The 12,168-nt window shown below is 74.7% G+C and carries 7 protein-coding genes; 1 reads left to right on the plus strand and 6 read right to left on the minus strand.

Translation table 11 applies throughout. The features are described 5' to 3' along the window. Positions 1–196: 196 nt before the first annotated feature. The 5 genes from ABZU69_RS00445 to ABZU69_RS00465 all read right to left on the minus strand — a co-directional run bounded on the left by ABZU69_RS00445 (position 197) and on the right by ABZU69_RS00465 (position 8,661). On the minus strand, positions 197–1,699 hold the full coding sequence (locus ABZU69_RS00445; protein WP_354962255.1) for a hypothetical protein: 1,503 nt from the start codon (positions 1,697–1,699) through the stop codon (positions 197–199). Positions 1,700–1,872: 173 nt separating this feature from the next. Next, positions 1,873–3,804: an amino acid transporter gene (locus ABZU69_RS00450; RefSeq protein ID WP_354962580.1), complete on the minus strand. Its 1,932-nt coding sequence runs from the start codon at positions 3,802–3,804 to the stop codon at positions 1,873–1,875. 252 nt (positions 3,805–4,056) lie between these two features. Further along, entirely contained in the window at positions 4,057–4,458 is a 402-nt protein-coding gene (locus ABZU69_RS00455) for a hypothetical protein (RefSeq protein ID WP_354962256.1), read from the minus strand. A gap of 396 nt (positions 4,459–4,854) precedes the next feature. Further along, positions 4,855–5,625, minus strand: a complete 771-nt coding sequence (locus tag ABZU69_RS00460) for a DUF5995 family protein (RefSeq protein ID WP_354962257.1) — start codon at positions 5,623–5,625, stop codon at positions 4,855–4,857. 135 nt (positions 5,626–5,760) lie between these two features. Continuing rightward, complete coding sequence (locus tag ABZU69_RS00465) at positions 5,761–8,661, minus strand: AAA family ATPase (protein ID WP_354962258.1); 2,901 nt, start codon at positions 8,659–8,661, stop codon at positions 5,761–5,763. Between the two features lie 193 nt (positions 8,662–8,854). Here ABZU69_RS00465 and ABZU69_RS00470 point away from each other — a divergent pair, with 193 nt between their 5' ends. Further along, on the plus strand, positions 8,855–11,338 hold the full coding sequence (locus tag ABZU69_RS00470; RefSeq protein WP_354962259.1) for an AAA family ATPase: 2,484 nt from the start codon (positions 8,855–8,857) through the stop codon (positions 11,336–11,338). Between the two features lie 213 nt (positions 11,339–11,551). On the opposite strand, the gene ABZU69_RS00475 is transcribed toward ABZU69_RS00470, so the two are convergent. Next, a complete protein-coding gene (locus tag ABZU69_RS00475; protein WP_354962260.1) occupies positions 11,552–12,118 on the minus strand; it encodes a dienelactone hydrolase family protein in 567 nt (188 codons plus the stop codon). Between the last annotated feature and the right edge of the window lie 50 nt (positions 12,119–12,168).

Raw genomic sequence — 12,168 nt, forward strand, 5'->3', positions numbered from 1 at the left:
GCGGGCCGTTCGCTGTCCGGGCGGCCGTGGGGGTCGGTCCTCCCCCGGCTGTCCCGTCGCGCGTCGGGCGGAGCACACCACGTACCGCATCCTAGGAGGCTGGTTTGCACGCGGTGAGCGGATGACACCGGCCGCCCGGACGATCGCGACGATCGTCCGGGCGGCCGGCTGCGCACGGTGTGCGCGCGGTCCCGACTCAGCGGAAGCAGTGCGCGATCGGTACCGCGCTGCCCTTGCAGTTGGTCGGCTCGTTCTCGACGACCACGCTCTCGTCGTCGATCTTGACCTGGGCGTGCTCCCCGAAGATGCCGCCCGGCTTCACCGTGGCCGCGTTCCGGGTGACCTTGCTGGTGTAGATCGCCACCGAACCCTGGGTGGCGTAGACGCCGCCCTTGGACGTCGCGCCGACCGCCTCGTTGGCGGTCACGTCGCTGCCGCGCACCAGCAGATTCGACTTGGCGGCGTAGATGCCGACGCCGATGCCGTGGGTGGTGTTGCCGTCGACGACGCTGTCGTCGAGCGGCAGCAGGCCCTGCACCGTCGAGATGCCGCCGCCGTTGACGGTGGCGGTGTTGCCGCGGATGGTCATCCTTCGCATCACCAGCACCGCGTCGGAGTTCGCGGCGCCACCGCCGATCTGTGCGGTGTTGTTCAGCAGCTCGGTGTCGGAGACCTTGGTCCGGGCCGAGAAGCTGGCCAGGCCGCCGCCCTGGCTGGCGCTGTTCTGCGCGAAGGTGGTGCTCTCCACCTCGGCCGCGCCCCGGTAGTTGCCGAGCCCACCGCCGTAGCCGTTGGCGCTGTTGCGGTGGAACTCGGAGCGCTTCAGCGTCAGCACACCGCCGTTGAGCAGGCCCCCGCCCTTGCCCGCGGCGCCGGACGCGCTGTTGCCGATGAACGTGCAGTCGGTGACCACCATGTTGCCGTCGTTGAAGATCCCGCCGCCGCCGCCCTCGGGAGACAGCGACGTGCTCTGCGTGACGGTGACCCGCTCCACCACGGCGGTGGCGCCGTGCACGACGTGCACGCTGCCGCCCTCGATGGCCGAGCGGCCGTTGTGCAGCTCCACGTCGCGCAGGGTCAGCTCGCCGCCGTCGCGGACGGTGAAGAAGCGGAACGCCGCGGCCTGGGCGTCGCGGGCGATGGTGGCGCCGGCGCCGTCGATGGTGATGGGTTGGTAGATCACCGGCGGGCCGGCGGTGTCGTCGGCCGGGTTGTGCGGCGGCGCGTCGGCGTCGCCGGGGGTCTCCGCGGCGTCCGCCGTCTCCCGCGCGTCGCGGATTCCGCCGTCGTACTGGTCGGTCTCGTGGAACGCCTCGGTGAGGGTGTACCGGCACTTCGGCGCGAGCCGCAGCTCCGCGCCGCCCTCGGCGTTGGCCGCCACCAGCGCCGCCACCAGCTTCGCCGCGTCGCAGGGCACCGACACCACGCCGGCCTTGCCGGTCCCCGGGGTGTCCGGACGGGCGGGCTCAGCTCCGTCGCGGCCCTCCTCGCGCTCCGGCGCGGTCCGGTCGTCGTCCCGGGACGCCGCGGTCAGCCGGCCCAGGCCCGGGAGGGACATGTCGCGGTCGGCGGCGGCGGCGACGCCGGCCACGCCGGCCGCTCCCACCACCAGGCTCCCGGCCAGGAACCCGCCGGCTACGAACCATCGGGACCGCCGTCTGGGTCGTGCCGAACGATCTCCACCTCGGTATGTGGACATCAAGGTGCCTGCCTTCCTGGCTGCGTGAACGTGACCGCGCGCCGATTCGGGCGCGGGGGGATCGACGCGCCGTCGACCACCAAAGGCCCCAATAACGCCGCAATACGGACAGGCAGGTGTGAACGTGAAGAATGCCGCCATTCATCTTCAAAGTTCGCCGGATCGCGCCTCGATCACCCGCCGACGTGGATGCCGGGCCGGCGCAGCGGGTCCGGCTCGGTACGCCGGATGATCTCCCGTACCACCGGCGGGGTGTCCCCACGGCCGAGGATCAGATACCGCAGCAGGTGCGCGATGGGGCTCCCCTCCGACCACTCGAAGTGCGCATGTGGCCGGACCCGGGTGGCGTCACGCAGGGCCAGCAGGATGGCGGCGATCGCGTTGGGCGCGGCCGGACTGCTGGCCCGCAGCACCCGGAAGCCACCCACCTCGACCCCGTGCACCCGCAACACCTGACTGAACTCCGAGGGGTCGACCACGTCGATCTCCAGGAACAGCACGTCGGCGGCGCCGGGCACCGGGTTCATCCCGCGCTGCGCCCGTTCCTTGACGGTGTACTCCTTCACCGAGCCGCTCTGCCGCTTGTTCGCGATCAGGTGCAGCTGCCCGTCGTGGGCCAGCGACTCGGTGATGAACCGGCGGGCCGGCTCGTCGAACTCGATCCGCTCGGCGCGCAGCTCAGTGGTCCGGGTGACCCGGGAGACCAGCGAGACCCCGATGATGCCCAGGATGAACAGCGCCGAGATGGTGATCCCGTCCGGCTGCTCGATGACGTTCTCCACCAGCGCGTACAGCAGCACGAGGGTCAGCACGGTGAAGCCGACGGCGGCGGTGCGCCGGTGGCGGCGGACCGCGGAGATGGTCACCGCCACCGCGCCGGAGACCATCATCGCCAGGATGCCGGTGGCGTACGCTCCGGCCTGGGCGTTGACGTCGGCCCGGAAGGCGATGGTGAGGGCCACGCTGACCAGGGTGTAGACGATCACCACCGGGCGCACCGCCCGCGCCCACTCCGGGGCCATGCCGTACGAGGGCAGGTAGCGGGGCACGATGTTGATCAGGCCGGCCATCGCCGAGGCGCCGGCGAACCACAGGATGAGCACGCTGCTCACGTCGTAGACGGTGCCGAAGAGCTCACCCAGGTAGGTGTGCGCCAGGAAGGCCAGCGCACGGCCGTTCGCGGCGCCGCCCGGCCGGAACTCCTCGGCCGGAATGAGCGCCGTGGTCACGAAGGTGGTCGAGATCAGGTACACCGACATGATCAGCGCGGCGGTGGTGAGCAGCCGGCGGGTGTTGCGGATCCGCGCGGCCAGCCGGGCCTGCGGGTCCGGCCCGTGGGCCGCCACCAGCGGCATCATGCTGACCCCGGTCTCGAACCCGGACAACCCCAGCACCAGCAGCGGGAAGGCCAACGCGGCGGTGAGCAGCACGCCGCCCGGCCCGCCGCCGTCCGCGGTCACCGCGGTGGTCCAGTCCGACACGATGCCCGGGTCGGCCACGATCCGGGTCAGCGCGACCAGCACGATCACCGCGTTGAGCAGCAGGAAGATCGCGACCAGCGGGATGGCCACCACCACCGCCTCGCGGAAGCCGAGCAGGAAGACCCCGCCGAGGATGAGCAGCAGCGCCACGGTGACCACCACCGGGACGAAGCGGCCGTGCAGGGCTTCCGGCAGGTACGGGTTCTGCAGCAGGTGCACGGTGGCGTCGGCCGAGGAGAGGGTGATCGTGATGATCCAGGAGGTGGCCACGAAACCGAGCAGCACGAGCACGAAGATCTTGCCCCGCCAGAACGGCAGCAGCCGCTCCAGGATCGCCACCGAACCCTGTCCGTTCGGGCTCTCGTGGGCGACCCGCCGGTACATCGGGAGCATGCCGAGCAGGGTGAGCGCGACGATCAGCAGCGTCGCCAGCGGCGAGAGCGCCCCGGCGGCCACCGCCGCGATGCCCGGCAGGTACGACAGGGTCGAGAAGTAGTCCACGCCGGTCAGGCACATCACCTGCCACCAGGCGTGCGCCCGGCTCTGCCCCTCGATCGCCTCCGGGCCGGGCGGCTGCACCTGGTGCTGAAAGAGCCACCGGCGCAGCGGGCTGGCCGGCGGCATCGGCCGGACCGGGCTGGCCACCCGTTCGGGCACCACGACACCTTGCCGGCCGCCCCGGTGCGGACGGGCCGGGTCGCGGGCCGCGCGCAGCGCCGGGTCCGGGCCGGTGGCCTGGTGGCGGCGCCCGCTCCAGCGTCGCGGTTTCCCCCGGTGCTCGTCAGCCATCGCCCGTCCCACGCTCGCAGGTCCTGCTCAGACGGTAGGCGGTACCGCGCGGCGGGACCGGCGGAACCGGGCAGGCCGGTGGCCTGCTCAGGGCAGGTCCGGGCCGGCGAGCAGCCGAGCCAGGGCGGGCGGATCGGTGATGGTCACGGTGGCCGCCGGATGCCGGGGCCACCCCCCGGGCGCGATGGCCGGCACCGGTACGCCGAAGCGGAGGCAGACCCCGCCGGCGGTACTGCTGCCGAAGCTCACACCGCCGTCTGCCAGCGACACGTGCGGGCCGATCGCCCGCCACCAGCGGTACGGGCCGCTCACCTCGACGCCGGTCACGTTGGCCCGGTCGGTGTACAACCGCCACGGCCCGTACCGAATCAGAAGATCCCGGTCGGTGACGGTGACCCAGGCCGTCGCCGGCCGGACGCCCAGCAGCGCCAACGCCGGGCGGAACACCGGGTCGAAGCGGAACGGGAACCGGGTCGCGGGGCCGGTCATGGCGCACCGGGACGGACGGTGGGTCGCGGCACCGGGCCACCCGGCCTCAGTGGGCCGGGCCGCGCGGGCCGGGGTCGGGCGGCGGGCCGGCGCCGGGCCAGGACGGTCATGGCGCGGGCGTACCCCGTAAAGGCTCGGCGACACCCCCCGTCCGGACGGATCTCCCGCCACCGGCGACGCGGCCCCTCCCCGCCAGCTCCCCCACCGCCGGCCGACACCCCCCGGGCCGGCCGACGACGGCAGACGGTCGACACCCCCCGGGGTCGGCCGGCTGTCACCCGGAGCCGACCGCATTCCGCAGGCGGCGTCGCGGGGTGGGTGGAGCTGGCGGGGCGGGACGCGTCCCCGCGCTCCGCCGCCCCCCATCGGGCGGAGCGCGGGGACCCCCCGTCCCGGCTACTGCAGGAACGCCCCCAGGGGCGAGAGCAGCAACCGGCCGAGCGCCGCGGCGTTGTCGTCCAACCGCGTGCGCTCACACTCGCGGGCGTCCGGATCGTGCCGGCACCGCCAGATCTTCTGCGCGTTGCGCCAGGCGACATCGCGGGTGTACTCGACCAGTTCCCCCTGGTACCAGTCGTCGATGTCCCCGTTGAGCATGTCGATGAGCAACTGCCACCGCTCCAGGTAACCCCGACGAAGGCCGGGGATCTTGTCGGCGAAGATGTTGTTGATCTCGAGGTAGTCGTGGTGCTGGTCGCTGCCGTCGACCGGCTCCGATTCCAGGTGGTCGAACGTGGTGACCAGGGCGAACGGCAGATCGAAGTTGATGTGCGCGTTCACACCGGCCGCAGCCGACGGCAGCGGGCGGGCGTCCGGCCCGCGCATCCGCTCGAACAGGCACGACCACGCCCTCGGGGTGCCCGGGCTGGAGTCGGTCCACAGTCGCATCGCGTCGAAATACCGCGCCGCGAACTCGACGTCCAGCCGGGAGAGGAAGACCGGGTCGACGAAGCGGTCGTCGTACAGCCCGTCCAGGACGCTGCTGGTGATGGTCAGGTAGAGCTTGTTGAAGTCGGCCAACGGGCAGCTCTCCTCCAACGGAGGCAGCCGCACCAGCAGGTCCTGGAGCTTGGTGAGGTGATCGACAACGGCCGGCACGTCCGCCGGATGGTCGGCGAGCAGGTCGACGATATCCCGGTGCACGGGCCCCCAGACCGGTTCGGTCATCTCTCCTCCATGGTGGTCCGCGGCACCCCCGTGCCGCCGTCGACGGTGCTCAGCCTTTCAGCCGACATCGACCGCCGGATCAGTAGAACGACGTATCCCGGCGCGCACAGGCGCGCCGACTGACCGACCGGTCGATCAGCCGCGCCGACCGCGCAACTGGATGGCGGTGGCCTGGACACGGCTACGGACCTGGAGCTTGTCGAAGATGTGCGACACGTGCACGCCGATGGTCCGCTCGCTGATGAACAGCCGCTGCCCGATCTCCTTGTTGGTCAGTCCCTCGGCGACCAGGACGAGCACCTCCCGCTCCCGCGCGGTGAGCGCCGCCAGCTCGTCGTCGACCGGCTCGGCCGCGGCCGCGCCCCGCGTACGGTCGGTGGCCTCGTGCTCCTCCAGCGACACCCGGGCCCGCCCGGCCAGCTCGCGGATCTCGGAGGTCAGCGGCACCGCGCCCAACCCCTGCGCCACCCGGTACGCCTCGCGCAGCAGCTTGGCGGCCGTGGCCACCCGACTGCGCCGCGCCAGCAACGCCTCGGCCTGCCGCAGCCGCGAGTACGCCGCCGGGTAGGGGTGGTTGCGCCGTTCCCACTCGGCGACCGAATTGGCCCACAGCTCCGGGTCGCTGCCGTCGAGTCGGCTCACCTCGGCGGCGCAGAGCGCCAGGAAACCGTCCACCACCGATCGCACCGGACGGGCCGCGGACGCGCTCTTGCGCGCCACCCGCTCGGCGACCTCCCGCAGCCGGCGCACCGCCGTCGGGTCGACCGCCACCGTGCGGCTGGCGTGCGCCTCCGCCTCGGCGCGCAGGCCGTGCCAGACCAGCGCGGAGAGGATGGTCACGTCGTCCGAGCGGCTCTCGGTCAGGCCGCGCTGCACCGCCTGCCGCGCCACGTCGTGCCGGCCCTCCCACATCGCCAGCCCGGCGCGCAGGGTGAGCAGGGGGATGACGTGCCGGGCCCCGCCGCCGGCGAGCACGGTGGCCACCGCGTCGAGGTCCCGGTCGGCGGCGTCGATGTCGCCGTAGCCCACCGAGAGCCGGCACCGGGCCAGCAGCAGCTCGACGGCGTCCGCCCCGGACGGGCGGTGCCGGAGCGCGGCGGCGACGACCTTCTCGGCCTCGGCCCACTGGCCCACCCGGAACAGCCCGTTGGTGGCGATGGCCAGCAGCCGGGTCTCCCAGGTGCGGCCCAGCCCCAGTTCCGCCACCCGTTCGGCGCCCCGGCGGGCCACCACCACCCCCTCCTCGAGGATGTTCAGCGGACCGGTGAGCAGCTCGGCCAGGTGCAGGTACGCGCAGGCCACGTCCTCCGGCCGGCCGGCGCGCTCGGCGGTGTCGAGCGCCTGGCGCATCACCGCCAGCCCGGCGTCCGGGTCTTCCAGGTAGGCGTCGCTGAAGCCGAGCGCCGAGCTGGCCAGCACCACCTCGGTGGTGGATCCCTCCACCGTGGCGGCCAGCGCCAGCGCCTCCCGGGCCCGCCGGCCGGCGTCCGCGTACCGACCAAGGTGCAGCAGCAGCTCGGCCAGGTGCGCGGCGGCGGTGGCCCGCTCACCCGGGGAGCAGTCGGCCGCTTCCAACGCCCGCTGGTACTCCTCCTCGGCCAGCGCCGAGCGCCCGGCGGCGGCCAGGTAGCGGGCCCGGCGGATGTGCAGCGCGCAGCTCGGCTCGCCGCCCCGCACCACGGCCAGCTCCTCCAGCAGGGCCAGCGCCCGGGCGTGCTCCCCACAGTGGTGGGCCGCCTCGGCGGCGTGCCCGAGCAACTCGACCCGGTCCACACCCGGCGTGCCGGGGTCGCCGGCCAGTTGCAACGCCGCCGACCAGTGCCGGTGCGCCTCGGCGTAGCCGTGCAGCCGCTCGGCCTCCTGCGCGGCGGCCACCGCCGCCGGCAACGCCCGGCCCGGCTCGCCGGCCAGCCGCCAGTGGTGCGCCAGCCGGGCCTGGTGCAGCTCGGCCGGCGCGGCGGTCAGCGCCTCGGCGTAGCGACGGTGCAACCCGGAACGCTCGGCCGGCAGCAGCTCGTGCGCCAGGACCTCAGCGACGAGGCGGTGCCGCAGCCGGTAGCCGTCGTCGGCGCCGACCAGCAGCCGGTGCGCCACGGCGGCGCGGGCCGCCTCGATCAGCTCCTCCTCGGGCAGCCGGAGCACCTGGGCCAGCAGCCAGTGCTCCACCGGCTCGACGCCGGCGGCCACCGCGTGCACCACCGCGTGCGCGTGCTGGGGCAGCGCGTCGACCCGGGCGAGGAAGATCTCCCTCAGCGTCTCGGACAGCCCGTCCCGGCCGTCGCGCAGGTCGCGGGCCAGCTCCTCGATGACGAACGGGTTGCCGCCGCTGCGCTGCCACACCTGCTCGGCCGCGTCGGCGGTGAGCTCCCGGCCGACCACCGCGGCGGCGAGCCGTTCGGTGCCGGCGCGGTCCAGCGGGGACAGGTCGAGCACCCGCACCGTACGCAGTCGACGCAGCTCGGTGAGCACCCGGCGCAACGGGTGTGCACCCTGCAACGACTCGGCGCGGACCGCGGCGAGCACCGAGAGCTGGAGGTCGCCGAGCCCAGCCAGCAGGTAGAGCAGCAGCTGACGGGTGCTCCGATCGACCCACTGGAGGTCGTCCAGGATCAGCACCAGCGGACGGCCCTCGGCGATCAGGTGCAGCCCCCGGGAGACCCGTTCCAGCAGCGCGCCCGCGCCGTCCGGGCCGGCGGTCTCGTCGGCGAACATCTGCAACAGCCCCCGCACAGCCGAGGACGTGCGGGCGTGCGAAGTGGACAGGTCAGCGTCGAAGCGCCGCAGTGCCTGCAACAACGGGTGCAGCGGGGAGGCGTCGCCGATGTCCAGGCAGCTGCCGGTGAGCACCAGCGCGCCCTGGTCGCGCAACCCGGCGCCGATCTCGCCGAGCAGCCGGGTCTTGCCCACACCGCTCTCACCGGTCAGGAAGACGGCGGCGGTCTGCCCGTGCGCGACGTCACCGAGCAACGCGGACCGAACCGTCTGCACCAGCTCGGCCCGGCCCACGAGCGGTGCGGTGTCCACATCGCTGGCCATGGCACGCAGCCTAATCACACGCCCCCGTAACGTTCTACGGCCATCTGCCGCTTGTGGTACTCCTCGCGTCGACATTGCGACTAAAGGTTGCGGGTGGCCGACATACGTCGTTCTGCCGATCCCCCGTCAGCCCAGGAATGCCAATCTCCGAGGGTCGTCAGCCAGCAACGGGAGAAGGGCCGGTGCGATACCCATGACCACCATCATCACGCAGCGGACCATCGCCCCGCACTGGCCGGTGCCGGAGGAGCGACGCACGGTGACCGTCCTCTTCGTCGACATCGTCGGCTCCACCGCACTGGTCGACCGGCTGGACCCGGAAGACGTCCGAGCGCTGCAACGGGCCTACTTCGCCACCGTCGCCAGTGTGCTACGCCGCTGGCACGGGGTGGTCGAGAAGTATGTCGGCGACGCGGTGATGGCTCTGTTCGGCGCGCGGCACTCCGACGGCTTCGACGCGTACCGGGCGGTCCGCGCCGGGCTGGAGATCCAGGCCGCGCTGGACCGCCGCCCGGTGATCGGTGACATCGCGCTGCGGGTGCGTGTCGGCGTGGCCACCGGCGAGGTGGTGGTCGACCTGGGCAGCGCCGTCAACGGCGGTCACGGCGTGGCCAGCGGCGCGGTGATCACCGCGGCGGCCCGCCTGCAGGAGTACGCGCCACCCGGCGCCGTCGCGCTCTGCGCGGCCACCGCCCGGGCCACCGCCGGCCTGATCGCCCAACGCCAACTGGCACTGGTGCCGGTCGCCGGGCGGGTGCCGCCGGGCCCGGTCTGGCACGCCGTCGGTCCCGTACGCCCGAGTGCCGACCCGCACGACGGCCCGCTGATCGGCCGCCGTCGCGAGCTGGCGACCGTGCGGGACCAGCTGAGCCGGGCGGTCCGCGAGCACAACCCGCGCTGGGTGTCCCTGGTCGGTCCGACCGGAAGCGGTCGTAGCCGGCTGCTGCACGAGCTGACCACGTCGCTGACCACGGTGGACGGGGTGGCGGTGCGCTGGTGCGTGGCGACCTGCCAGCCGTACCCGGACCAGGTGCTCGCGCCGGTCGCGGACCTGCTCCGCGGGCTCACCGGGATCCGTCACGGTGACGGCCCGGCGGTGATCCGCGACCGGTTGACGGCGACCCTGACACCGTTGCTCCCGCCGGCCCGGGTCGCTGCGGCGGTCCCGGCGCTGGAACGGCTGCTGGCCGCCCCGGACGGCTCGGTGGCCGCGCTGGCCGGCGCCGCGTCCTGCCGGGACGCCCTGCTGCGCCTGGCCGCCCATCGGCCGCTGATCGTCGCCGTGGACGACCTGGACCGGGCCGCACCCGCGGTGAGCCGGTTCCTGCACGCTCTGTTCACCGCCGCCACGGCACGCGGGTTGCCGCTGGCCGTGGTCACCCTGCACCAGCCGCACTGGGCCGACACCCGACCCGGCGCGGCCCGCCGGGTGGCGGTCCGGCCGCTGGCCACGGTGCAGAGCGGCCGGCTGCTGCGTCTCCTGCTGACCCGGGCCGGGCAGCCGGTGGCCCTTGTCGACCGGCTGCTGCCGGTGGTGGGCGGCCGTCCCGGGCACGCGACGGCGTACGTGCGTTCCATCGTCGACGGCGCGGACCCGGCTGCGCTCCCGCTGCCCGACGACGTGCGCCGGGCGGTCGGCGCGGAGCTGGACCGGCTCGACGGCGAGCGACGGGCGGTGCTGATGGCCGCTGCCACCCTGGGCGGCGTGGCCACCGGCGCGGCGGTGGACCGGGCGCTCGGCTGGACGCCGGGGCGGTCCGCGCCGGCGCTGCGCGGGCTCGTCGCCGCCGGGCCGCTGATCCCCCGCCGCGCCGGCGGGTACGCGTTCGCCGCGCCCGCGCTGCGCCGGGTCGCCGCCGAGCGGCTGCCCCGGGCGCTGCGGGCCGTCTTCGCCCGCCGCGCGGCCGACGGCGCTCATGCCGACGTCACCTACCCCGACGCGATCGAGCAGAACGCCGGCTCCGCCCCCGACCGGCCCGCCGCGGTCGGCGCCGCCTCCGCCGCACGCCACGCGGACGCCCCTGCTTCCGCCGCACGCCACGCGGACGCCCCTGCTTCCGCCGCCCACCACGCGGACAGTCCCGCTTCCCCCGCACAGCGCGCGGACAGCCCCGGCTCGGCCGCACGCCACACGGACACCCCTACCTCCGCCGCACACCGCACGGATGCCGCCGGCCCGGTCGCCGGCCGCGCCAAGATCGTGCCCCTCGATGCCGCCCGATCCCGGACCCACCGCCTCGACGCCGCCGTCGCGGCACTGACCGTGACGCGGCCGGCCGCCGCAACCCACCCGGCGGGGCCGCGCCGGCATCCCGGCACGCCGGCGACGGCCCTGCCGCCCCGGGTCGGCCGTCCGGCGCCCGCGCGGCGGTTCCGGACGACCGCCCCGGCGGGCGACGTGCCGCCGGTCCGATCCGCCGCCGCCCTCGCCCCGGCCCGCGCGGGGCGGGCGAACGCGCCGACGCCGCGCTCCATCGCGCGTGGTGACCGGAGCCCGGAGGTGGGCCGGACGCTGGCACCGGTCCGCGCGGCACCCGCCGCACCCGAGTCGTCCGGGCTGCGGCCCACGCGCCGGCGCGGCGCGCTGACCGTCGTCCGTGCTGCGCCCGGCGTGGCGCGCGCCGTACCCCGCCCGCCGTTGATCCATCCGCTGGGCGGCCTTGCCGCGTCCGCGTGACCGTTCTGGCGACGATTGCGCAAGGGCCCTCGCCAGGCCTCGCGATCCAGCCGACGACCACCGTCGTGCCGCCCGCCCACTGGCCGCCACACCGCCTGCCCGGCGGCGCCGGCAGCCGTCGACGTCTGGGGTGACCTGGGCAACGGTGCCTCAGCGGGAGTGCCCTGGCCACGAAGGTGCGCAGCTGGGTCGCCGCGCCGACGGGTCCGACGCTCAGGCCGTGGCGAGGAAGGCCAGCACCCGCGGCCAGGTCGCCGCGGCGGCGTCCGGGGCGTACTCGGCGAGGTCCGGGTCGGTGAACAGGTGCCCCGCGCCCGGGTAGCGGAACACCGTCAGGTCGGCGCCGACGTCGGTCATCTCCCGTTGCCACTCGTCGACCTCGTCCGGCGCGTCGTACGGGTCGGGGTCGGCGAGGTGCAGCTGTACCGGCAGCCCGGCGCGGGCGGCTTCCGGCGCGCCACCGGTGCCGTGCAGCAGGAGCAGACCGGCGGTGTCGGGGCGCTCGGCCAGCAGCGCCCCGGCCACGCCGGCGCCCATCGAGAAGCCGGCGAGCACGGTCTCCGCCGGCAGCTCCCGCAGCGCCGCGCGGGCCCGGTCGAGCACCACCTCCTGGCCGATCTTGTCGAGCAGCGCGAAGCCCTCCTCGACGGTGTCGGTGGCCTGGACGCCGTAGAGGTCGGGCGTGACGACCCGGTGCCCGGCGGCACGCAGCCGGTCCGCGGCGGCGCGCACGGCGGGCCGCAGCCCGTACACGGAGTGGAACAGCACGACGTGTCGCATCCGGTCATCCTGCCCCAGCTGGGCGGGCGTGCGAGGTGGGCACGCGGGGC

Origin of the sequence: Micromonospora sp. NPDC005206, assembly GCF_040608175.1 — a bacterium.
Lineage (GTDB): Bacteria > Actinomycetota > Actinomycetes > Mycobacteriales > Micromonosporaceae > Micromonospora.

Coding starts and splice junctions, on each gene's coding strand:
- ABZU69_RS00450 (WP_354962580.1), bottom strand. CDS start 3,804: ATGCCGCCGGCCAGCCCGCTGCGCCGGTGGCTCTTTCAGCACCAGGTG.
- ABZU69_RS00445 (WP_354962255.1), bottom strand. CDS start 1,699: ATGTCCACATACCGAGGTGGAGATCGTTCGGCACGACCCAGACGGCGG.
- ABZU69_RS00475 (WP_354962260.1), bottom strand. CDS start 12,118: ATGCGACACGTCGTGCTGTTCCACTCCGTGTACGGGCTGCGGCCCGCC.
- ABZU69_RS00465 (WP_354962258.1), bottom strand. CDS start 8,661: ATGGCCAGCGATGTGGACACCGCACCGCTCGTGGGCCGGGCCGAGCTG.
- ABZU69_RS00460 (WP_354962257.1), bottom strand. CDS start 5,625: ATGACCGAACCGGTCTGGGGGCCCGTGCACCGGGATATCGTCGACCTG.
- ABZU69_RS00455 (WP_354962256.1), bottom strand. CDS start 4,458: ATGACCGGCCCCGCGACCCGGTTCCCGTTCCGCTTCGACCCGGTGTTC.
- ABZU69_RS00470 (WP_354962259.1), top strand. CDS start 8,855: ATGACCACCATCATCACGCAGCGGACCATCGCCCCGCACTGGCCGGTG.